At 36.2% G+C, this 24,181-nt stretch carries 21 protein-coding genes; 8 read left to right on the top strand and 13 right to left on the bottom strand.

Features of this window, described 5'->3' with window-relative positions:
- Positions 1-1,164, top strand: coding sequence for a galactokinase (gene galK, locus L1967_RS05805; RefSeq protein WP_249600785.1), 1,164 nt, complete (start codon positions 1-3; stop codon positions 1,162-1,164).
- Positions 1,165-1,186: 22 nt separating this feature from the next.
- Complete coding sequence (locus tag L1967_RS05810) at positions 1,187-2,227, top strand: UDP-glucose--hexose-1-phosphate uridylyltransferase (protein ID WP_249600786.1); 1,041 nt, start codon at positions 1,187-1,189, stop codon at positions 2,225-2,227.
- An 84-nt stretch (positions 2,228-2,311) separates the two neighbouring features.
- On the opposite strand, the gene L1967_RS05815 is transcribed toward L1967_RS05810, so the two are convergent.
- From L1967_RS05815 to tilS, 6 genes are all read right to left on the bottom strand, one after another.
- Positions 2,312-3,994 carry a sodium/sugar symporter gene (locus L1967_RS05815; RefSeq protein WP_249600787.1) on the bottom strand — a complete coding sequence of 561 codons (1,683 nt, stop codon included), beginning with the start codon at positions 3,992-3,994 and terminating at the stop codon, positions 2,312-2,314.
- 178 nt (positions 3,995-4,172) lie between these two features.
- Entirely contained in the window at positions 4,173-5,159 is a 987-nt protein-coding gene (locus L1967_RS05820; protein ID WP_249600788.1) for an aldose epimerase family protein, read from the bottom strand.
- A 59-nt stretch (positions 5,160-5,218) separates the two neighbouring features.
- Complete coding sequence (locus L1967_RS05825; RefSeq protein ID WP_249600789.1) at positions 5,219-7,039, bottom strand: DUF885 domain-containing protein; 1,821 nt, start codon at positions 7,037-7,039, stop codon at positions 5,219-5,221.
- Positions 7,040-7,045: 6 nt separating this feature from the next.
- Positions 7,046-8,899 (bottom strand): CocE/NonD family hydrolase, encoded by a 1,854-nt coding sequence (locus L1967_RS05830; RefSeq protein WP_249600790.1) that lies wholly within the window; start codon positions 8,897-8,899, stop codon positions 7,046-7,048.
- A 63-nt stretch (positions 8,900-8,962) separates the two neighbouring features.
- Positions 8,963-10,984: a protein-disulfide reductase DsbD family protein gene (locus L1967_RS05835; RefSeq protein WP_249600791.1), complete on the bottom strand. Its 2,022-nt coding sequence runs from the start codon at positions 10,982-10,984 to the stop codon at positions 8,963-8,965.
- Complete coding sequence (gene tilS / locus L1967_RS05840; RefSeq protein ID WP_249600792.1) at positions 10,981-12,294, bottom strand: tRNA lysidine(34) synthetase TilS; 1,314 nt, start codon at positions 12,292-12,294, stop codon at positions 10,981-10,983. Before tilS ends, L1967_RS05835 begins: the two co-directional genes overlap by 4 nt.
- Before the next feature lie 129 nt (positions 12,295-12,423).
- Between tilS and L1967_RS05845 the strand changes: the two genes are divergently transcribed.
- A complete protein-coding gene (locus L1967_RS05845) occupies positions 12,424-12,705 on the top strand; it encodes a type II toxin-antitoxin system RelE/ParE family toxin (RefSeq protein ID WP_249600878.1) in 282 nt (93 codons plus the stop codon).
- 10 nt (positions 12,706-12,715) lie between these two features.
- Positions 12,716-13,015: a HigA family addiction module antitoxin gene (locus L1967_RS05850; RefSeq protein WP_249600793.1), complete on the top strand. Its 300-nt coding sequence runs from the start codon at positions 12,716-12,718 to the stop codon at positions 13,013-13,015.
- A gap of 6 nt (positions 13,016-13,021) precedes the next feature.
- Here the strand turns inward: L1967_RS05850 and pabB are convergent, their stop codons facing one another.
- Together pabB and L1967_RS05860 are read right to left on the bottom strand one after the other, a co-directional pair.
- Complete coding sequence (gene pabB, locus L1967_RS05855) at positions 13,022-14,326, bottom strand: aminodeoxychorismate synthase component I (protein ID WP_249600794.1); 1,305 nt, start codon at positions 14,324-14,326, stop codon at positions 13,022-13,024.
- 2 nt (positions 14,327-14,328) lie between these two features.
- A complete protein-coding gene (locus L1967_RS05860) occupies positions 14,329-14,868 on the bottom strand; it encodes an NADPH-dependent FMN reductase (RefSeq protein WP_249600795.1) in 540 nt (179 codons plus the stop codon).
- A gap of 160 nt (positions 14,869-15,028) precedes the next feature.
- Here L1967_RS05860 and L1967_RS05865 point away from each other — a divergent pair, with 160 nt between their 5' ends.
- Together L1967_RS05865 and L1967_RS05870 are read left to right on the top strand one after the other, a co-directional pair.
- Positions 15,029-15,901, top strand: a complete 873-nt coding sequence (locus L1967_RS05865) for an aldose 1-epimerase family protein (protein WP_249600796.1) — start codon at positions 15,029-15,031, stop codon at positions 15,899-15,901.
- A gap of 107 nt (positions 15,902-16,008) precedes the next feature.
- Positions 16,009-17,352, top strand: coding sequence for a DEAD/DEAH box helicase (locus L1967_RS05870; protein WP_249600797.1), 1,344 nt, complete (start codon positions 16,009-16,011; stop codon positions 17,350-17,352).
- 242 nt (positions 17,353-17,594) lie between these two features.
- Here the strand turns inward: L1967_RS05870 and L1967_RS05875 are convergent, their stop codons facing one another.
- Positions 17,595-18,656 carry a sensor histidine kinase gene (locus L1967_RS05875; protein WP_249600798.1) on the bottom strand — a complete coding sequence of 354 codons (1,062 nt, stop codon included), beginning with the start codon at positions 18,654-18,656 and terminating at the stop codon, positions 17,595-17,597.
- 212 nt (positions 18,657-18,868) lie between these two features.
- Between L1967_RS05875 and L1967_RS05880 the strand changes: the two genes are divergently transcribed.
- Together L1967_RS05880 and L1967_RS05885 are read left to right on the top strand one after the other, a co-directional pair.
- Positions 18,869-19,267 (top strand): hypothetical protein, encoded by a 399-nt coding sequence (locus tag L1967_RS05880; protein ID WP_249600799.1) that lies wholly within the window; start codon positions 18,869-18,871, stop codon positions 19,265-19,267.
- A gap of 48 nt (positions 19,268-19,315) precedes the next feature.
- On the top strand, positions 19,316-20,026 hold the full coding sequence (locus tag L1967_RS05885; RefSeq protein ID WP_249600800.1) for a LytR/AlgR family response regulator transcription factor: 711 nt from the start codon (positions 19,316-19,318) through the stop codon (positions 20,024-20,026).
- Between the two features lie 187 nt (positions 20,027-20,213).
- On the opposite strand, the gene L1967_RS05890 is transcribed toward L1967_RS05885, so the two are convergent.
- From L1967_RS05890 to L1967_RS05905, 4 genes are all read right to left on the bottom strand, one after another.
- Positions 20,214-21,524, bottom strand: a complete 1,311-nt coding sequence (locus tag L1967_RS05890; protein ID WP_249600801.1) for a hypothetical protein — start codon at positions 21,522-21,524, stop codon at positions 20,214-20,216.
- Positions 21,525-21,540: 16 nt separating this feature from the next.
- Positions 21,541-22,131 carry a hypothetical protein gene (locus tag L1967_RS05895; RefSeq protein WP_249600802.1) on the bottom strand — a complete coding sequence of 197 codons (591 nt, stop codon included), beginning with the start codon at positions 22,129-22,131 and terminating at the stop codon, positions 21,541-21,543.
- A 275-nt stretch (positions 22,132-22,406) separates the two neighbouring features.
- A complete protein-coding gene (gene lpdA / locus L1967_RS05900; protein WP_249600803.1) occupies positions 22,407-23,813 on the bottom strand; it encodes a dihydrolipoyl dehydrogenase in 1,407 nt (468 codons plus the stop codon).
- 56 nt (positions 23,814-23,869) lie between these two features.
- Positions 23,870-24,043, bottom strand: coding sequence for a hypothetical protein (locus L1967_RS05905; RefSeq protein ID WP_249600804.1), 174 nt, complete (start codon positions 24,041-24,043; stop codon positions 23,870-23,872).
- Positions 24,044-24,181 lie beyond the last annotated feature (138 nt).

The following is a 24,181-nucleotide window of genomic DNA, read 5'->3' on the forward strand; positions in this document are numbered from 1 at the left end:
TTGAGTACTTCAAACCAAGCGCAAAACATACCGGAAGTTTTTTCTGATTTTAAGCCAACGATTAAAATTGCATCTCCCGGAAGAATAAACCTAATTGGCGAACATACCGATTATAACAATGGCTTTGTAATGCCTACCGCTATCGATAAAAAAATATATTTTGATTTTAAAGAAAATGCAACCGATAGCACTTGTCGTGTTTATAGCGCCACATATAACGCCTATTTAGAATTTGATTTACATAATTTATCCATAAGTGATAAATCATGGGAAAACTATATTTTGGGAGTAGCCAACGAGATTAATGTTTTAGGTAAAAGCTTAAAAGGCTTTGACTGTATTATAAAAAGTGATCTTTCTACCGGAGCAGGGATTAGCTCTTCGGCCGCATTAGAATGTGGTTTTGCCGCGGGTCTAAATGCGCTTTTCGATCTGGGACTAAGCAAACTAGAAATCACGCAGCTTTCGCAAAAAGCCGAACATCATTTTGTGGGCAATAAATGCGGAATTATGGATCAATATGCTTCAGTAATGAGTAAGCAGGACCATATTATTCTTTTGGATTGTGAAAGTTTACATGCTGAATATATCCCGGCAGATTTTAAATCCTGTAAATTATTATTGCTGAATACCAATGTTTCGCATAACCTGGCCGATAGTGAATATAATACCCGCAGACAGGAATGTGAAGCTGCCGTAGAAATTATTCAGAAAAAATACCCTGAAGTAAAAAGCCTTCGTGATGTAAACATTAAAATGCTTGAAGAATTTAAAGAACAATTGCAGGGAAAACAGTACCAGAGAGCACGCTACGTTATTGAAGAAAATGAAAGGGTCATAAATGCCACTAAAGCAATAAAAGCGGGAGAACTTAACGAATTTGGAGATTTAATGTACGGTTCTCATGACGGACTTCAGCATAACTACGAAGTAAGCTGCCCAGAGCTTGATTTCTTGGTTGAATTCTCCAGAGATAAAGACTATATCTACGGTTCCCGAATGGTGGGTGGCGGCTTTGGCGGCTGTACCATTAATTTAATCGAAGCCGATAAAATAGAAGAATATGTTGCTGAAGCCGCTGATGCTTATTTTAAAAAATTCAACATAAAATTAGATACCATTGCGGTTTCCCCTAGTGAAGGTACCATTGTGGAAAAATTATAATTAACCTTATAAATCAATAAAAATGAGTCACGATATTAATTCGATCCCTCATAGAAGATATAATATTTTAACTGGCGAATGGATTCTTTGTTCACCACATCGTACCAAACGACCATGGCAGGGGAAAACCGAAAAAGATACCACTCCAAAAAAGGAAACTTACGATCCTGGTTGTTATTTATGCCCGGGAAACACCAGAAGTACCGGTGATAAAAACCCAGATTATAAAGAACCATATACTTTTATAAACGACTTCTCTGCCCTGTTGATCGATAGCCCGGTGGCCACTCAGGAAAACGGATTGATGAAGGCCGAAACAGAAATTGGGATCTGTAAAGTGGTTTGCTTTTCTCCAGATCATTCACTTACGCTTCCGTTAATGGAAGAAGAAGATATTACCAAAGTAGTGAAAACCTGGAAAAAGGAATATGCCGAATTGGGAAGCCAGGAGAACATTAACTACGTGCAGATATTTGAAAATAAAGGCGCCATTATGGGCTGTAGCAATCCGCATCCCCATGGGCAAATCTGGTCCCAAATGTCTATCCCAACCGAAATTGAAAAAAAATCGAAGCATTTTAAAGAATATTGGGATAAAAACCAAAGCAGTTTGCTGGGCGATTATTTAAAGCAGGAACTGGAAGCTAAAGAGCGAATTATTGTAGAAAATGAGCATTTTGTTGCGATTGTTCCTTATTGGGCGGTTTGGCCGTATGAAATTATGATTGCGCCAAAGAAACACCAGCAGCATATTGGACAGTTAAACGAAGAAGAAGAAAAAGCCTTTGCTGAAATTCTTAAAAAACTGACCATAAAATACGATAACCTGTTTGAAACCTCATTCCCATATTCAAGCGGAATCCATCAAATACCTACCGATGGCGCTGAATATCCCGAATGGCATTGGCACATGAGCTTTTATCCGCCTCTTTTACGTTCAGCTACCGTGAAAAAATTTATGGTTGGTTACGAAATGTTTGCCGGCCCACAACGAGACATCACTGCAGAGCAGGCTGCACAAACATTACAAAACCTAAGCGATATTCATTATTTAAAGCAATAATTTTTCCAACTAATCAACCAATAAAAAAATCCCGAAGTGTAATGCTTCGGGATTTTTGCTTTTAAAACTTATACTATTTTAATCTTACCAGAACATGGCGTAAAGCATGGCTACAATTAAAATGATTACAAAACTTCCGATATTAAAAATAGGGCCTGTCTTGAATAAATTCCTGCTAAGCGTAATGGATTTCTCCTGGATTTTCCCTCCGGTTTCCAAATAACTTATGATTACCATAATAATCATGGTTAAAATCCAGGTAGCCATCATCTGGTGCATAAATGGCCAGTTAATAAAGAATGGTGAATCGCTCCATCCGCTTGGTCCTACTTTAAAGTACAATGCAATAGGGATAGAAACCAATACGCCCCATATCGCTGCATTATTTGTTGTTTTTCTCCAGAATAAACCTAGCATAAATACCGCTAAGATCCCCGGACTAACAACCCCGGTATACTCTTGAATATATTGAAAAACCTGTCCTAAACTCTTTAATTGTGGTGCTAGAATAATGGCAATAACCAAAGCGATAGAAGCAGTTACCCTACCCACATTTACCAGTCCTTTTTCTGAAGTTCCCGCTTTCTCCTGGAAGAACGGCTTATAGATATCCATGGTAAAGATCGTAGCGGTAGAATTAAGCATAGAAGCTAATGACGATACAATTGCTGCTGCAAGTGCTGCTAAAACAAGCCCTTTAAGTCCCGCAGGTACAAATTCCTTAATTAACCAAGGTGCCGCATTATCATTGATAATTCTTCCGTTTTCCCCAAAGAAAGAAGCACTGGTTACCCCTTCGTTAATCATACCACTGGCATCACTATTCATCACAAATGCGATAATACCCGGAATTACGGTAATAAGCGGAATTAATATCTTTAAGAATCCTGCAAGTACGATCCCGCGTTGAGATTCCTTTAAACTTTTAGCTGCAAGGGTTCTTTGAATAATATACTGGTTAAAGCCCCAATAATAAAGGTTTGCTACCCAAAGACCACCAACTAAAACAGCGATTCCCGGTAAATCCCACCAGGCATCCTTACCATTTGGTGTAATAATTTCACCTTTATCAAGGATCATAGAGAATTTCTCTGGTACCTGCTCGTAAACTTCAGCCATACCGGTAAAGATATTTCCATTACTAGAAACATGCTCTAAAGCGATATAAGTGGTGATTAAACCACCAATAACCAAAAGTACCACCTGTACAACATCTGTCCAGGCTACAGCAGATAAACCGCCGTAAAGAGAGTAAGCCGCAGCAAACAAAGCAAGACCGATAATACATTCCATAAAAATAGCGCCATCGCCGCTACCAATAATGGTATCTAGTGCGGTAGCCCCTAAATAAAGAACTGAAGTAAGATTCACGAAAATGAATAAACAAATCCAGAAAATAGCTAAGATCGTCTTCAGGTTTTTACTGTAACGAACCTCAATAAATTCTGGAATGGTATAAAGTTTCTTTTCAATAAAAATGGGTAAGAAAAATTTACCCACCACAATTAAAGTAATCGCAGCCATCCATTCGTAAGAGGCAATGGCTAAACCTAACGCAAAACCAGAACCAGACATCCCGATAAACTGCTCTGCAGAAATGTTTGCTGCAATTAGTGAAGCCCCAATTGCCCACCACGGCAAAGATTTACTGGCCAGGAAATAATCCTCTGAAGTATCTCCTTTGCCACGAGAAACCCATAATCCTACCCCGATTATAAGCAACGCGTAGGCAACAAATACGATCACGTCTAATAATTCAAATTCCATATAAAAAAGTTTAGATTGTATTTTAAGAAAATTTATATATTCAAAATAAATCGATGTAGCCCTCCATATTTATAAAAACTCATCGAATCCCAAATGAAATAAAATTTTCATAATATTTTGCTAAAGATATTACTTTTTTAGTTTATAACCGTAAAAAATACGCTTATAGTCAAAGTTACTATTTTTTGACACTAAATTTAAAACTGATTCTATTGTAGTAGGTTTCACCGGGTTGCAAGACACTATTAGGAAAATTCCTAAAATTTGGCGAATCTGGAAAATTTTGACCTTCAAAACAAATAGAAGGAAATTCAGATATTCTGGTTTGATAAGTTAAATCTTCTGGTAACGATTCTGGCGCGTACACTACAACCGCTGGCTGATTGGTAGACATATCTAATTTTATCCCTGTTAAGGGTGCAAAAAGTTGTGCCGATAACTCGTCCCCATCACTGTTAAGCACAAAAGTATCATCCAGATTCCTATTTCCTATCAAACGGTTAGTGGCGAAATCTTTAGCATGTCCCTGCAGATTGTTTAAATTTCCGGTAGGTAATTGCTTATCGTTAATTTCTAAAATCTTATCTGCATTAATTTTTAAAAAGTGATCGCTTACGCTGCCTTCCCCATTAAGGTTAAAATAAGCATGATTGGTTAAATTTACAACCGTTTTTTTATCGGTTTTTGCTTCGTATTCGATAATCAAATCGTTTTCTTCATTCAGGGTATAGGTTACAAAGACTTCTAAATTACCGGGATAACCTTCTTCATTATGCTTACTTAAGTATCTTAATTTTACCGAAGGATTTTCGTCGTGATTTTCTTCAATAATATCCCAGTATTTATACTGAAATCCATTTTCCCCACCGTGTAAATGCACTCCATTTTCCTGATAAAGACTAAATTCTTTGTCATCAAGTTCAAATTTTCCTTCAGAAATTCTTCCGGCATATCTTCCTATGGAAGCGCCAAAACACTGGTTATGTGTTTTATTTAAGGGTGATGGTAAGTCCTGGATCCTTGGTGAAACGATCACGTTCACCATTTTATGGTTTTTATCATAAAGTTTAATACTTCCTATAGCCGCACCAAAATTTACGATATTAACCTCTGTACTGGCTTTATTTACCAGCTTTACGGTTTTTAACTCTGTATTATTTTCCAATGTTATATAATTTATAATCATAAAATCGTCCTGTGATCTTATACAGGACGATTTTAAATCTATTTCTTTTCTTCAATCCAGTGATCAATTTTAGATTCTAAAACATCTAAAGGTAATGCCCCATCCAAAAGAACGGCATCATGAAATTCTTTAATGTCAAAATTCTCGCCTAAAGCCGCTTTAGATTTTTCTCTTAAATCCAGTATCTTTTTCATGCCAATTTTATAAGCGGTGGCCTGTCCTGGCATCACGATATGCCGCTCTACCATCTTAACACAATCACTTTCGGCATTAGGAGTATTCTTTTTATAAAATTCGATACCTTCTTCCCTACTCCATTTTTTATGGTGAATGCCGGTATCCACTACCAAACGGCAGGCTCTCCATAATTCCATTGCCAAACGACCAAAATCGGAATACGGATCTTCATAAAACCCAATCTCTTTTGGTAAATATTCACTGTACAATCCCCAACCTTCAACATAAGCACCATAACCACCAAATTTTCTAAATTGAGGTATCCCTTTTAATTCCTGAGCAATGGCAATTTGCATATGATGGCCGGGAATACCTTCATGATACGCTAAAGCTTCTAATTGATAGGTTGGCATGGCTTTCATATCATAAAGATTTACGTAGAAGATGCCCGGGCGGGAACCATCTGGTGCCGGCTGCTCATAAAATGCTTTTCCGGCACTTCCTTCACGAAAAGCTTCTACTGCTTTTACTTTAATTTTGGCCTTGGGTTTAGTTAAAAATAAATCGTCCAGTCTGCCACGCATTCTATCTATAATCGATTTTGCATCAGCTAAATACCGTTTTTTTGCTTCAGGAGTATTCTCGTAATAAAATTGCTCATCTTTTCGCATAAAATCGAAAAAATCCTGTAACGAACCTTTAAAGTTCACCTCTTCCATGATTTTCCCCATCTCTCCCTGAATTCTGGTCACTTCATTAAGACCGTATTCATGGATCTCTTCCGCAGTCATATCTGTTGTTGTGGTACGTTTAAGGGTGAGACTATAAAACTTATCTCCTTTAGGAAATTTCCAGGCACCATCGTCACTATTGGCTCTTTTTTGTTGACTTTCCAATATCTCTATTAACGAAAGATACGCGGGTTGCACGTAATCTACCAGCACCAGTTCTGCCTCTCTTATCAACTTTACTTTTTGCGCTTCACCAATTTCGAGTTTATCAACTTTTCCCTTAAAATCTGCTAAAAGCGTACTTGCATTTTCAGATTTTTCAAAAGGCTTTCCTTTAATGATATTTCGGCAATCGTCAAGTACCTTTTCAAAAACAAATCTTGGAGGAATAATACCATTTTGTTCTCTAATTTTAATTCCGCCAATCACCTGTTCAAAAGCCTTTTTAAAACCTTTTAATCTTGAAATATAAGCCGTAGCGTCTGCTACCGAATCGATCCTGTGATTATTGATTAAAAAAGCCGGCAGACTGGAATGATATCCAAACATTTGATTTACCGGATAATCGTAAAACCGATAATCGTAATCTTCAATTTCGTTATTAACTTGTCTTTTGTAAAGCTCGTAACTTAAACTGGTCTCCTTATTTAAGGAATTTGGATCTATATTTTCCAGATACTCCTTACGCTTTCTTGCTTTTTTTAGCTCGTCTGCATATCGTAAATGAGAAAAATTATCCCATTTTCCATAATTGGTTTTTCTACCCAGTTGGGTTTGCATCATAGGCGATTCCTGAACTTCAATTTCAAATTGCTCTTCAAAATATTGATTCAGTTTTTCAGAAGCTTCGGTAATTTCGGCTTCAGAATAATCTTTTTTCTGCTGATTTTTACAGCTAGCAAAAGCTAATAGTGCCAGAAAAACGCCTATATTTTTTAACTTCTTCCGCATTATATTTTACTTTTTTAAAACCGAAAATTTGATGGCAGAATCTCCAAATACGGTATGGGTTTGTTTCTGAAAATCTTCTTTTTCAGCTTTAAATATATTGTCTACATACGTTTGAGGATTAAGATCGATTAAAGGAAACCAGGTACTTTGAATCTGGATTTGTATCTTATGTCCTTTTTTAAAAGTATGGTTTACTCCCTGCAAAGTAATATTTACATCGGTCTTTTTATTGGACTCAAACGGCTCAGGTTTCGAAAAGTCGTTTCTAAAACGTCCTCGCATCACTTCACTACGTACCATCATATGGTAATTACTCATTTTTAAATGATCCATAGTTTCGGGATAATTTTCTGCATCTGGTGGGTAAACATCGATTACTTTTACTACCCAGTCTGCTGCCGTTCCCGTGGTTGCAACATTTAGCATGGCTTCAATTTCACCAACTACGGTAAGATCTTCGTCTAAAACTTCGGTTTCATAAACCAGTACATCTGGCCTTCTTGCGGCAAATCGCTGATCGCCGGTCATGTACTCACGTGGTGTAAATACCGTCTTAATTTCATCGTTATAAGACACCGGTTTTTTAGGATCACTTACAAACTCCTGTTTCGTTTCGGTTGGCTCGGTGGTAAGTTCTTGCTCGTCCCCTAAGTAAAAAGTTTTTGCTACGGAATTTTTTGGAGGCCATTGCTCATAATCTGTCCATTCCCGGTTACCGGTATCATAGATATGTGCTTCGGCCAGATCTAGCGAACCTTTACCATTTTGTTTTAAGAAATGATTGAAGAATTTAGTTTCATAATCTTGTTGGTATCTTGTTGAAATACTATCGCCAAAATATACATTACCAACCGCCTGTCTTCCGCTTTCTCGTGCCCAGTCACCGTGACTCCAGGGCCCGTACACCAAAATATTGTAGGTATTGCTGGATTCTTCAATTTTCCTGTACTCGTTAAATGGTCCATATAGATCTTCAGCGTCAAATAATCCTCCAACGATCATCACTGCAGGTTTCACATCATCTAAATGCTGAATGATCCCTCTGGATTTCCAAAATTCGTCGTAATTAGGATGGTCTTTTAGCTGTTGCCAAAATTCGTTATCTTCTTTATAATATTCATCTAAAGTACTCAGCGGTGTATGATCCAAAAAGAATTGATATTGATCCTGAGTACCTAAATCTGGTAATTCGTACCAGCTCTCTGTCGTAGGACCGTCTTTTTGATATCCAAAAAGGGCAGTTACCCGCCAGTAGCTTAATAAATACGCGCCATTGTGATGAAAATCATCGAAAAAGAAATCTGATATTCCAGCCTGTGGTGAAACGGCTTTTAAAGCTTTATGGGAATCTACTAAAGAATATACCGAATAGAATCCTGGATATGAAATTCCCCACATTCCAACATTCCCGTTATTATTATCTACATTTTTTACCAGCCAATCGATGGTATCGTAAGTATCACTGGCTTCATCAAACTGCTTTCCTTTTTTATTGGGAATATAAGCACGCATGTTATCGTACTTTCCTTCGCTCATCCAGCGTCCCCGTACATCCTGATAAACGATAATATTCCCCTGCTGCATCAAATAAGGATTAGGGCCAATCATAGAACGCATTTGCCCTTCTCCATAAGGTCTGGAGCTATAAGGCGTTCGTTGCATTATGATTGGATACTTTTTTGAGGTATCTTTTGGGGAGTAAATTGTAGTATGAAGTTTTGTACCATCCCGCATGGGGATATCAACTTCAGTTTTGGTGTAATGATCTTTTATATTGTAATCGCTGCCCGATTGTGCAGCAACCTGAAATACTACAAAGAGTAATAACGTATAAAGTAATGATCGCTGGTGTAATTTCATTATTCAGGAATTGTATTTTTAATCCCTAAAGATAGAAATTACACCGCGAATGGTAAAGGATTTTTATCTTTTAGCTAGCTCCCCTTTTTTCTGAAGTCCGCTTTCCAACCAAGAGATATATTCTGAAGCTTTTGGCGTATAACCAGTTGGCTTGTTTAATAGATTAAAATCACTGTCTAAAAGCACATAAAAAGGCTGCGAATTATTTTTAAAATTTAGGGTCTGGAAAGTGGCCCACTTGTCTCCAACCGTCTTTATTTTCTTAATACTGCCGTCTGGACGTTCATAATTAAATTGCTTATCTTCTGGCAGCTCTTCTTTATCATCTACATAAAGTGATATTAAGATATAGTCGTTTTTAAGAATATCGTAAACTTTAGGATCAGTCCATACCTGTTCTTCCATTTTACGACAGTTTACACAGGCCCAGCCTGTAAAATCGATAATAATTGGTTTTCCCTGTTCTTTTGCTGCTTGTACACCTTCTTCAAAATCATGATAACTTTCCAGTCCCATTGGGCCACTGGTATCTTTATCGTAAAGGCTATAAAACATTGGTGGTGGAAAACCACTTAATAATTTTAAATTAGAATAAGAAGTGTTGGTAAGCCCGGGAATTAAATAAAGTACAAATAGCAAACTTATAACCCCAAGACCAAACCTTGCTTTGCTTATTTTTTGCTTTGGCCCGTCATGCGGAAAGCGAATTAAACCAAAAAGATAAAGGGTTAGACCAATGCCTAAAATAATCCATATTCCTAAGAAAACTTCTCTTTTTAAAATTCCCCAGTGATCTACAAGATCCGCGTTCGATAAAAATTTAAAAGCTAAAGCCAGTTCTATAAATCCTAAAACCACTTTTACCGAATTTAACCAGCCACCACTTTTTGGTAAGGAATTTAACCAATTTGGGAATAACGCAAATAAAGCGAAGGGTAAGGCCAGTGCCAGACCAAAACCGCCCATTCCTATAGAAAGTAAGGTGGCACCACCATCACTACTTAAAGAACCGCCAAGAAGTGATCCTAAGATTGGCCCGGTACAGGAAAAAGAAACAATGGCCAAGGTTACGGCCATAAAGAAAATCCCGATAATCCCACCAATACTGGTGGCTTTATCATCGAGTTTATTTCCCCATGAACTTGGTAAAGTGATTTCATAGTACCCAAAAAAAGAAAATGCAAAAACAATGAAGATCACAAAGAATATTACGTTTAGCGTAACATTCGTCGAGATATTATTCAGCAATTCAGGGTTTACACTGTCCAGTAAATGGAAAGGCAAACTTAAAAGCACGTATATTAAAAAGATAAAGAAACCGTATAATATAGCATTGGTCACTCCTTTAGAACGTGTTTGCGCCCCTTTGGTAAAGAAAGATACCGTTAACGGGATCATAGGGAACACACAGGGCGTTAATAAAGCAATTAAACCACCTATAAAGCCTAAAAAGAAAATACTTAAATAAGAAGATTCTTCTTTTTTCGCTTCGTAGCCTTCCCAGCCCTGTACTTTAATATCTAATTGCTGCGCTAAACTCTGGTCTTCTTCCTCTACCGTTAGATCGGTAAATCCCTGTGTTACTTTGTTACTCCCAAGGGAAATGGTAAAGCGTTCGGTTTCTGGCGGTAAACATTGTTTATCATCGCAAACCGAATAATACACTTCTACAATAACCTGGGTATCTTCAGGATGAGTAACTTTTATTTTCTGGGTAAATTCAGCTTCTTCTTCAAAATAGGTAATATTAGCTTCAAAAACCTCATCATAAACCGGTGCCACTTCTGGCTCTAAAGTTTCTCCAATAAGTTCGTACTCTTCTTCTTCAACATTAAAAGTGAATTTTGTAGGGATTGGAGCGATATCCATTTCTACTTCCTTTTGGGAATACAAATGCCAGTTACCCTCTAATTCGGCTTTAATTTTTATAATATAAATACTATCATTTTCTTTTTCGAAAGAAGCTTCCCAGGTCACCGGATTTTCAAACTGTCCACTTCCGCCAGCCATTGATGGATCAAAAACCTGCGCTTGTAGGGGTAAAATAGCAAACAATAGTAATGCTAAGGCTATAATTTTTTTCATTGATGAAAGGTAATTTTTAATATGGGTTGATTTTCGGATGTTATCGCAAATCGGTTATCTGCCCGCCAGTTTACAATCCAAACGATTTTATCACCAGAAGTTAATAACCAGGTATTTTCTTTTTGCGGCAAAGATAATTTATTGTCCTTAAAAAAGTCGCTTACTTTCTTTCGACCTTTCATCCCAAATGGATGAAAACTATCGCCTTCCTGCCAACGACGAAGTTTTAAAGGATATTGTAGTTTATTGGCATTTACATAAATAATATTCCGGTTGGTTTCCTGTATTTCTGAAACCTGATGGAAACTAAATGCCGCATTGGGCAGCATAAAATTCTCTTCATTTTCAGCAATTTCATAGGTTGTTTGTAAATGAGACTGATCGATTTTAGTCAAATAAAGCTCATCTCTGTCTTTTACCAATCGGTGCGTATTGGAAAACACCATTTTGCCCGATTGTGCCTCGAGTAAATTATAAACATCATTCCATTCGGTAAAACCAAATGTTTTTAGCAATTGGTATAAAACCGCTTTCGCATGCGGTAAACGCTGAAGAAAAAGTACATCGAGAGCATAGCCAAAATCGACTTTCTTAACGGCTTTTTTATAGATCAGCTCGGTATAATCTTCTACAAGGTCTAATTGCTGTCGCAGGTATTCCTGAGTATTTTTAAAGCCTTCTAAAAATTGAGGGTTCATTTCCTCGAATATTGGAACAACCTGATGCCTTATTTTATTCCGAAGATATTTTGTAGAGGCGTTACTGCTATCTTCCCGCCATAAAATCTCGTGCTCCCGTGCATAGTTTTCAATTTCCTGCCGACTAAATGTTAATAATGGACGTAAAATTTTATCATTTTCAGCTTTGATACCGGCCAATCCTTCTGGTCCGGTACTTCTCACAAAATTAATCAGGAACGTCTCTAAAGAATCATTGGCGTGATGCGCTACCAGAATATAATCTGCATTTTCAGCGATTCGTAGTTCTTCGAACCAGCGATATCGTAATTCTCTCGCCGCCATTTGTATGGAAAGTTTATGCTCTTCAGCAAAAGCAGTGGTATTAAAATGCTGAATATGTACTTTTATCCCAAGATTTTGTGCCGCCCGTACTACAAACTCTTCATCACCATCACTTTCGCGGTCTCTCAGGTTAAAATTACAATGGGCTATAGCGAAATCCAGCTTTAGCTTTTTACAAAGGTGCATTAAAACCATACTATCTACACCACCGCTTACCGCCAGAATCATTTTGGCATTCACCAAATTTGGGAAGCTTGATTTTACATGATTTTTAAAGGCTTTTTCCATAAAAATCAAAGATACAAAATTCGATAAGCTCAACTTTTAAAGTTTCCTGTTTTTGAACTTAAGATTGACTTAATAGAAATTATAAAAAAACACTTATCTTTGACGTTAGTAACGAAAGACAGAATATTCTTGATTAAATCATTTTCAGATAAAGAAGCAGAGAAAATTTGGAGTGGAATAGCCTCCAAAAAGCTGCCTCCAAATATTCAAAATGTTACACGCAGAAAATTAAGAATGATTAATAATGCGCACCATATAAATGACTTAAGAATTCCGCCCGCAAATCATTTGGAAAAATTGAGCGGAAATTTAGAAGGATTTTTTAGTATTAGAATTAATAGGCAATGGAGATTGATTTTTAAATGGAATAACGACAGTGCTTTTGAAGTAAAGATTATTGATTATCACTAAATTTTAACGAATGAACAAATTAGAAAACATACATCCAGGAGAAATATTAAAGGAAGAATTTCTAGATCCTTTAAAGATTACGGCATACAGACTTTCTAAAGAAACCTTTATTCCTCAAACTAGAATTAGCGAAATTATAAATCGTAAAAGAAGAATAACAGCGGATACGGCATTACGCTTTTCCAGATTTTTCGGCACTTCTGCCAAATTTTGGTTAGGATTACAAGACGATTATGATTTAGAAGAAGAAAAAATATTAAAGGAACAAGAATTTAATAATATTAAACCTATTGAAAGCAGTATCGCTTAAGCTTTTCTATATATTCCCTTCTAAAACCTGTCGCATCGCCCTGGCTTTTACCATACATTCTTCGTATTCATTTTCTGGTTTGGATTGTGCGGTGATGGCTCCACCAACCGAAAATGATGCGTATTTATTTTCTGAATTATAAAGAATACTTCGAATTACAACATTAAAATCGAAATCTGCTGCCGGTGTAAAATAACCAATCGCTCCGCTATAAAGTCCTCGTTTGGTTTCTTCCAGCTCTTCGATAATTTTCATTGCTGAAATTTTAGGAGCGCCCGTCATGCTTCCCATTGGAAAGGTACTTTGCAACACATCGACTGCCGAAATATCTTCCTGAAGTTCTGCTGAAATTGTTGAAATTAACTGATGTACCTGCTTAAACGAATACACCTCGCATAATTCTTCTACCTTTACGCTTCCTTTTTTTGCGGTGCGAGAAAGATCATTTCGTACCAAATCTGCGATCATAATATTCTCTGATCGTTCTTTTAGATCTTCAGTAAGCTTTTGGGCGTTTAAAGCATCAATTTTTGGATCGCTATGTCGTGGGGCAGTTCCCTTTATAGGTTGCGAAACTACTTTATTTCCTAGCTTCTGAATATAACGCTCTGGCGAGGCGCACATCGCGTGATAGTTCTCCAGGATTAAAAAACTGGCAAAAGGCGGATTAGAAATCGTATTAAGCGCATTAAAAACCTGCAAAGGCTCTAAATCGATATTTTCAGCATAAAATTCCTGGCAAAAATTAGCTTCGTAAATATCGCCCCGATGAATATGCATTAACATATTCCCAATCTTCTCTAAATATGCTTCTTTAGAAAGTCGGGAATTTATAGTAACTGATTTTTGAGCTTTTTCAAAGTTTTTTTCAGCAATTGCAAGATCATTAATTTCCGTAAAATCCAGATCAATTTCATCATCCACCACTCTTAGGTATTGCACTTCAAGCTGGTTTCCCTTCAGTAAAAATAATTTTTGCGGCTGAAAAAAGTAAAGCTCAGGAAATAAAAGTCCGTCGTAATTTTTACTCTTTAGATTTTCGATATCATTCTTAAGATCGTAGGATAAGTATCCAAAAATCCAATCGGCCGTAGTTTGCTGATATTCTTTTAATTTTTCAAAAGCTTCTACCGCATCGGTTTTGATGGCCGTAAAAGCTTCTACTGCCAAAATCGCATCGTATTGCCGGTATTTATCGGGATAATTATTACTATCCAGCCAGATGACTTCTCTAAAACCAGAAGCCCAGATGAGCAATTTTTGCTTAAATAAATCGACATCAGAAAGTTCAAAAATCTTGGTACTGCGCACACTTATGAAGTTTGTTGTGCAAAAGTATTTATTTTTGAAGTAATTTCTTTTTCTAATTCAGGGTTTACTACAATTCCATTTTTAAAATTATCGTAAAAGCTGGGAAAACTTAGGGTTTCTACAACTTCACCTCCAAAAATACTAAAAGCGGTTTTTGCATATTTTAGCGAAGCGGAAGCACCACCCTGCCCAGGAGAAGCGGCGGCTAAAAATATTTTCTTACCGGCTAAAAACTGATGTTTATAACGTGAAGTCCAGTCGATTAAATTTTTAAAATATGCTGATAAGCTTCCGTTATGCTCGTTAATCGTGATAATTAAAGCATCATTTTGCGCAATTTCGGTCGCAAATTTTTCAGCATTTTCAGGAACTCCCTGTTCCTTTTCTATATCTTCCCCATAAAACGGTAAGCTGTAATCTAAAACATCAATATGTTTCGTGATATAATCTGAAGGTAAACGATCCATAAGATTTTTTAGTAATTGTACATTTATTGACGTACTACTGTTTGATCCTGCAAATCCTAATATATTTTTCATCATAATTTTTACTCAAAATTAGCAATTTATAAGGCGAAGGGCAATTGTTTCTTAAAGAAACATTCTATCTAAACCATAAGAAATCTTTATGCATTTAAATGTTCTAAAAAATGGAAGAGATACTATATTTATACTGAATAAAATAAGAAGAAAATAAAGTACGATGTATATTTTAAAAAACGAGCATTTGCAAATCGGAATTCAGCATAATGGTGCCGAATTATGCAGCATTAAAAACCTGAAAAACAACAAGGAATATATGTGGCAGGCCGATCCTGAAATTTGGGGAAGCCATGCACCAAACTTATTCCCGGTAATTGGTGCCTTAAAAGGAAATCAGATTAAATACGAAGGTGAATTTTACGATATGCCCAGACATGGTTTTATAAGGCATAACGAAAATCTAGAAGTAAAAAAGCAAACAGAAACCTCGATTACCTTCAGTATAAAAAGCAACGAAGAATTACGTAAGATCTATCCTTTTGAGTTTGAATTTGAGCTTAGTTTCACTTTAAAAGCTACATCGATCGAAGTGAACCACCTGGTTAAAAATCTGGACAAGAAACCTGTTTATTTCCAGATTGGCGGGCATCCGGCCTTTAATGCGCCACTTTTTGAAGGTGAAACTTATGAAGATTATTATCTTGAATTTGATCAAGACCTCACTTTGGAGACTTATCTTTTAGGAGAAAGCGGCTTAGTAAGTGAGCATACCAGAACAGTAATCGAGAACAGTAATAAACTACAGCTTACCAAAGATCTTTTTAATAACGATGCTTTAATTTTTAAAGATATTCCTTCTAAACATATAAGCTTAAAAAGCAAAAATCACGGTGCGATACTAAGCGTTTCTTACAAGGATTTTAAAAACCTGGGAGTTTGGGCAAAACCTGGCGCACCTTATGTTTGTATTGAACCCTGGCTTGGGATTGCAGATGTAGAAAGTACCGATCAAAATTTTAAAACCAAGGAAGGTATTATTGAATTAGAAACTGGTAAAGAATACAGCGCTACCTATACCATAACGATCGAATAACTTTTAAATTAAGTAGTCTAAAACATCGATTCTCAAACAAATTCTTGATTTCAGGGTAATTCTTTGAGAATCATAGACTACCTTTGCAAAAAATTAAACCTCCCGTTGTGAGTTTTCAAGACCTTAATTTAAATACCCCGTTGCGCAATGCATTGGAAGATATGGGCTTCCAAAAACCAACGCCCATCCAGGAACAGGCATTTGCGCCTGTGATGTCTGGAAAAGATGTTGTAGGTATTGCCCAAACCGGTACCGGTAAAACCTTTGCTTATTTACTGCCGCTGCTTAGAATGCTTAAATTTTCCAAGCAAAAGAATCCGCGTATTTTAATCATGGTACCTACTCGCGAGCTGGTGGTACAGGTTGTTGAAGAAATCGATAAGCTGGCAAAATACATCAATTTAAGAGTGGCCGGGATTTATGGCGGTGTAAATATTAATACCCAGCAACAGGAGTTACAACGCGGTTTAGATGTTGTAGTGGCCACGCCACGGCGACTTTATGACCTCGTTTTACGACGAGCGGTGCAACTAAAATCGATTCAGAAGTTCGTGATCGACGAAGTTGATGTTATGCTAGACCTTGGTTTTAAATTTCAGGTGAACAATATCATCGAACTGCTACCTCCCAACAGGCAAAGCATTATGTTCTCTGCTACGATGACCGAAACGGTGGAGGAAATGATCAATGAAAATTTTAACGCTCCAGAGAAAATTTCGATCGCGGTGAGTGGTACTCCGCTAGATAACATCAAACAACAAGGCTATATTTTGCCCAATTTTAATACAAAAGCAGATCTTTTAAAGCATTTATTTAGCGATAAGGAAACCTTTAAAAAGATGCTTATTTTCATTTCAGATAAACGAATTGCCGATCGATTATTTGAAAGTTTAGGACAAAAATTTCCCGGTGAAGTTAGTCTGGTACATACAGGTAAAAGTCAGAATTACCGACTAAAAAACGTAGAAGATTTTGATGAGGGCTTAACCCGAATTATGATCGCTACCGATGTAATGGCTCGTGGTTTGGATCTTGATGATGTTTCTCACGTGATCAATTTCGATACCCCAAATTATCCTGAAAATTATATGCACAGGATTGGGCGAACCGGCCGTGCCGAGAAAACAGGAAATTCGATACTTTTTACTACTGAAAAAGAATTGGAGCACCTAAAAGCGATCGAGGAGTTAATGAAAATGGAAATCCCAAAAATGGAGATTCCTTCGGAAGTAAAAATTTCGACTGAATTAATTCCTGAAGAACGACCAAGAGCCATTGAAATTAACAATCCAAGCAAACCAACCGATGAAGCCGGCCCTGCATTTCACGAGAAAAAAGAAAAAAACAAAAAAGTAAATCTTGGCGGTTCTTACCGAAGGGAAATTGCAAAAAAATATAAAAAGCCTAAAACACGAGGCGATAAAAACGCCAACCGCAGGCGCAAAAAATGATAATCAAAAAGGAGCAAATTTGCTCCTTTCTTTATACCATCTTAAGTTTAAAACTTTAGCTTCTGTTCGTTTTCTTTGCCGCCTTCGCTGCTCTCTTTTCTTTTAAGCTTAAAACTGGTTCTTTTTTAGCCGAATTTTTAGCTGGTGACTTTGCTTTTGCCATAATGAATAAGAATTAGGATTACCCTATTAAAGATACTAAATCTTAGGCTACAAAAACGAAAATTATGATGCCGGAAATGCTAAAATTTAATAGGGATTTTTAGCGACACTGAATAGAATTTCTCTGTCATAGAAACCTCCAAATTATAAGCTTCAGCATAAATATGCTTTAGGCGTTTTTGGATATTTTCAAGACCGATTCCCGAATTTTGGTCTAAAAGCTCCTTGCGTTCTGCAACCGAATTCTTAAGGAAAAACAGAAGTTGATTTTCGATAATTTCGAGCTTCAATTTTAAGTTCAGAATTCCATCAGAAGATTTTCCGTGTTTAAATGAATTTTCCAAAAATGGCAGAAAAAGCATTGGTGGAATCTCGATATCCAATGAAAATTCAGCAATGCTTATTTCAGCAATTAATCGTTCGCCAAACCTTAGTTTTTCCAACGCGATATAATCTTTTAAGTGCTGAATTTCTCGTTGCAAAGGCACTTTGTTTTTCTTGGTTTCATATAAAATATAGTCAAGTAAATCGGCCAATTTTAAAATCATCCCCGGAGCCGAATCTTTTTTGGTGAGCGCTAAACCATAAATCGTATTTAGGGTATTGAATAGAAAATGAGGATGAATTTGCATTTTTAAATACTGCAATTCCTGAATTTTAAGCTGTAATTCATTTTCCAACAACGTATTTTTTAGCTCTTCATTTTTATTTAAGGTTTTAAAATACGACTTGGTAAGACTTAAACCACACCCCAATGCTATCACCAGATATACGGCAAAAAATATAAAAGTTAAGCCTTTAGAAACCGGATAACTTCCCTCCCACTCTAATCCTGCGCTAAGCAGATAGCCATAAAATGCTGAAAAAATGATTAGCGAAGCTGAAATAACCAAAGCATAAAACGAATAAAGACCAAATAAAAAATATTTTCTTTTGGAAAGATAATTGGGTATTAAAGTATACGCAAAAGTATAAGTGGTACCAATGGTTACCGGCATTAACGCCAGAGAAAATTGTGCTGATAACCATAAATCTGAATCTTTTATCGCAAAAAAGAACATATAAAAGAAAAGTACAGCCCCCCAAAATAAGCTATGGAATGCGACTTTCTTTAAAATATTTAAAATTAAACTTAGCGACATAAAATTACAAATATGCTAACCATATTTATGCGTTTTCAACTTTTGCGATGAATAACAAAAAACTGTCAGTTTTCTACAAGTTTAGTGATAATTGCACCTAAAAATCTATCTTTAATGTAGAAAAGCAATAAAATCCTGTAATCTATCGCAAAGTGAGTTTTTGAGGCTAAAAGGCTAATAAGTTTGCTTCATCAATCTTTCAAAAATTTAATATGTACATTTTATTACTGTATCAAAACCGTGGATTTTTCGGTCAAATAGCCGATAGAATGAATGAAGGCGGCCCTTTTGCCATGTGGACCATCCTAATTTGCTTTTTACTTACGTTAGGCCTCATTGCTTTTGCTGCAACAAAATTAGCACAGGATCATCTTTTCAAAAAAACGCTCAGTTTAATTCATCATGTAGGATTATTTGCTTTTGTAAGTGGATTATTTTTTCAGTTTATTGGTTTAATACAAATGTTTGATGCGATCGAATCCTGGGGAAATGTATCTACTGAATTATTAGCCGGAGGTTTAAAAGTAACCTTACTCACCATCATTTTTGGTACTTTTACCTTTCTTATTGGCCGATTGGGAATCATTATTTTAACCGCCATAAAAAAATAAAACTATTGCTAAAATTAGTTAATTTTAAACAGCAATAATTCGGAATAAATGTTGGCACCCATTAATTGTATTCTTGTAGATGATGAGCCTGTTGCGCTGGATATTATGGAAAATCATCTCTCTAAAATTGAAAATATCCATATTTTAGCCAGGTGCACCAATGCGACTGAAGCTTTTAATATAATTAGTAAGGAAAATGTTCACTTAATCTTTCTGGACATTAATATGCCGGGAATATCTGGGATTTCCTTTGCTAAATCCATCAATAAAGACCTTAAGATTATTTTCACCACAGCCTATCGGGAATATGCTGTAGATGGTTTTGACCTGCATGCGGTAGATTATTTGTTGAAACCTATTTCTATTGAACGCCTGCTGGATGCCATAAATAATTATCGAAAAAATCATTCTCAGAAAGAAATTGTCAAAATCGCTGAAAAGGAAGCCGAATTTATTTTTGTGAAGATCGATAGACAAATGGTTAAAATCGACTTTGAACATTTGCTTTATATTGAAAGTTATGCCGATTATTTAAAAATCCATCTATTAAACGAAACGAAAATAACAAGGGAAACGATAAGCGCTATTGAAGAAAAGCTACCAACGTCTAGGTTTTTAAGAACACACCGATCGTTTATCGTTGCAATACCTAAAATTGAATCCTACACCAATGAACAGGTAGTGGTGAGACAAAAATCGATCCCTATAAGCAGGAGTTATAAAGATATGGTGTTAGAAAAATTAGCTGAATATCATTAAAAAAGACTATAAAAACATGGAAAATCTCATTCTAAAAAATCCAATATTCCCTATTGAATTTTACTCAGTTCCACAGGCTTTTAATTTACTTCCTAAACCAATTAAAAAGCCCTAACCTTATAATTTCTGAGTCTATTTAGAATGAAAAAGGCAGCTAATTAGCTGCCTTTTTCATTCTATTTTCGTTTTACAAATGTGTTCTTACATGTCTATTTACAGGAATACAATCGTAAGAAGGTCTTATTGCGGGCCAGGTTCCATCTGCATTGGCACATTGTTCGTATTGGGTAATCACGGTACAGGACGTACAATTACCAAAGCGTACAGAATCATCAAAGTTTATACTATTCCATTGTCCAAACATCCCATTAGAATTATTAGGGCTGTTATCATTTACGCTGTTTGGGGTGGTAGTAACAAAATTTAAATTCCCCCTGGCCCAACCAGATTGGTTGCTTTGAGTGCCGGGCCATTTAAATCGACCGTAATTTTTAGAATCAGAGTGTTCTGGCTGTTCTCCAGCTCCCGGACCGGCAAACCTAATATTAGTATTAGGAGCTTCAGAAAATGTTATTTCCCCTTCATTATAAATAAGCGAATTGGGATCCATATCAATCTGCTTTAAACTCATCACACTATAATTGTGAATTTTACCCGTAGATGAAAAAGCTATAGAACTATTGGGGATGAGCATATTTCCTGTATTAATGATTAATCCGCTTAAATTAAATCCCCAGTTACCATCCATTTTAAACGTACCACAATTTGAAAAAACACTTTTTTCAGTATTATCATAATTTTGGGACATCGACATGGTACCCGCATTTTGCATGTGCAATGTTGGATCTGTAGAATAAACCCCTAAACAGGTTAAATTACCATAATTATAAAAAGTATTCGTGCCTGCAGAGTTACTGAAATATAGATTCCCGGTCATATCGATGGTACCATAATTATCTAATCGTAATGCCGAACTCGCATTACGGGTATTAATTTCACCGTCTATCGTCATCGTTCCGTGATTTTCTATCGTATTCTCCCTACCGTCGTTATTTAAATTTAAATTTCCAAATTTATAATTACCACCTTCTTCAATTACAAGATGAAAAGTATTTCCATTCATTTGGATATCCTGGTTATCCCCGTTTAGGCCTTTTATATTTCCGCTTTTAAATACATGAAGATTAAAACTAACAGGGAAAGTATTGGGCACAATAAAATTTCCGTCGATATTTACATTTATCCTGCTTGCAGCGTTACCGTTAATTGTATTATCTATCTTAAGCGTAGATCCTGAAGGAATACAGATTGTGGTGTTATCCTGAAAAGTTACATTGTATCTTATCGTAATATCTCCCTTTATGCAATAGGTTCGGTTAGATCTAAAGGTAAATCCTCCATTCCAAATACTTGAAGAAATGGTCTCATCACAATTACACTGACCAAAAACTGAATATGCTGAAAATAAGATCAGTACTAAACTGAAAAGTTTTTTCATTATTTCTTTTCTGAAATTATTTTACAACCAGCACAACATTTATAAAAGAACAGGCCGTTGCATCACCTATAACATCATAAGTAAGAACCCCATTACTATTTATCGAAAGCTTTGATAGCACTGAAGTATCATAATCGGTTACATAATACTCAAGATCTGAAGCCGATTCAAAATAAGGTATTCCTGAAGCGCCAGGACTCGAAACCAGTGGAGATGAAAATTGATCTTTATAAGCCTTATACAAATCAATAGTCCTTCTGTTTCCTTTTGATGAAGTATCTATATTTAAACTTGGCAAATAAAAAAACCGCACTACATTTCCAGAAATACAAACCCAGTCTGGATCATTTGAAGGTCCCACCTGCTGACTTAAACATTTTCTTGTAGTGTCATAAATTAAAAGTCCTGTGGCAGGCGAAGAAATTCTATTACGCGCTGCAGTGGTCATTCGTGGAACCAGCACTCCTCCTGTAGAACTTTCAATATCCAATATTGAACTATTATCGGGGCTGGCAGTGCCTATACCAACTTGGGCAAAGCTTAAGGCAAAATTTGTAACAATAAAAAAAAGGGCTAAAAATGCCCTATTAGTAGTAATTATATTCATATATAGATTATAGATGTAGGGTTAACTATAAATCGCGTGCAATACTATAACAAAGTATTTTTAGTAAAAAATAAAAAAAGCTAACTTTTATAATAAAAAATGTTAAAATAAATTTGAATATGATAATTTCGGGATCTTTTTAAGCCTTTTCAATAAAAAAGCACCGTTCAAAATTTTGAACGGTGCTTTTTTATTGAAATCCTAAGGGAATCCTTTCTGGAAGTAGAAATGAGAAAGTCCTTTAAATCTTCAAAAAAGATTAAAAATTTTAGGAATTATACATGTAAAGCACGATTATCTGTGGCAGCCAATGCCGCTTCTTTTACAGCTTCAGCATACGTTGGATGCGCGTGGCTCATTCTAGAAATATCCTCGGCAGAAGCTCTAAATTCCATTGCAGTAACAGCTTCAGCGATAAGATCGGCGGTACGGGCTCCTATCATGTGCACACCAAGAACTTCATCGGTTTTCTCGTCAGCAAGGATTTTAATCATTCCGTCGATATCCCCGCTAGCTCTGGAACGACCTAAAGCACGCATTGGGAATTTCCCTTCTTTATATTTTATTCCTTCTTCTTTTAATTGCTCTTCAGTTTTACCTACAGATGCCACTTCTGGCCAGGTATAAACCACACCCGGAATAAGATTGTAATTAATATGTGGTTTTTGTCCGGCAATGGTTTCAGCAACAAAAGTTCCTTCTTCTTCAGCTTTATGTGCTAACATTGCTCCTTTTACCACATCTCCAATCGCATAAATATTCTCTACATTGGTTTGCAAATGATCGTTCACTTTAATACGGCCTTTATCATCCATTTCTACTCCGGCAGCATCAGCATTAAGACCCTCAGTAAAAGGACGTCGTCCAACAGAAACTAAGCAATAGTCCCCTTTAAGCTCGACTTCTTTATCTCTTTTATCATCTGCTTTCACGATAATTTCATCTCCATTACGCTCCACAGACTTTACTTTTGTACTGGTATAAAATTTCACACCCTGTTTTTTAAGAACTTTGGTAAGCTCTTTAGAAAGCGCACTATCCATTGTTGGGATAATTCTATCCATAAATTCAACTACAGAAACCTCTGCACCTAAACGGCTGTACACCTGCCCCAACTCTAAACCAATTACTCCACCGCCAATAACGATTAAATGCTTAGGAATTTCTTTCAGTTTTAAAGCTTCGGTAGACGTGATTACTCGCTCTTTATCAAGTTCTATAAATGGAAGGTTAGAGGGCTTACTACCAGTAGCGATGATGGTTTTCTTAGCTTCGATAGTTTCAGTTTCACCATCATTCTTTTTAATATCAATATGAGTTTTGTCTTTAAAAGAACCAATACCTTCAAAAACATCGATCTTGTTCTTGTCCATTAAGAACTTCACCCCATCGCAAGTTTGGCTAACCACAGATGCTTTGCGCTCCATCATTTTTTCAAGATTTATTTTTACGTCTCCTGAAATTTCAATGCCGTGATCCTCAAAATGCTTTACCGCATCGTGATAATGATGTGAAGAATCTAAAAGGGCTTTACTAGGAATACAACCTACGTTTAAACAAGTTCCACCAAGAGTAGAATATTTTTCTATGATTGCAGTTTTCATTCCCAGTTGTGCGCAGCGTATGGCTGCCACGTATCCACCGGGGCCAGAACCTATAACTGCAACATCATATGTACTCATAACAATAAGTTTTTATGTTGATTTTATAACAATACTTACAAAAGTACGACTATTCTCTAAACCACCAATACCACATAATCGGCTTTATAAAGTTTTAATAAAGAACATTGGGTAAGCTCAAGTTCTTTATTAAAAACCTTTGTGCAAATTTGAGCTAATCTTCGGGGTATTATCGCCTTTGGCAGCGCCAGTAAAACCGAAATTATAATCGATATTGGTAATAATTGCATAATATTCCTAAGATTTTACTACCGTATTCGATTTAAAATGACCGTGGGAAAGGGAAACCTTGCATACTTTTATCTAAAATCGTAACATTACAATCGAAAAACTAATCTAAGCTAAACTTTTATAATTTCTAAAAAACA

Source organism: Zunongwangia pacifica (assembly GCF_023499215.1).
GTDB lineage: Bacteria > Bacteroidota > Bacteroidia > Flavobacteriales > Flavobacteriaceae > Zunongwangia > Zunongwangia pacifica.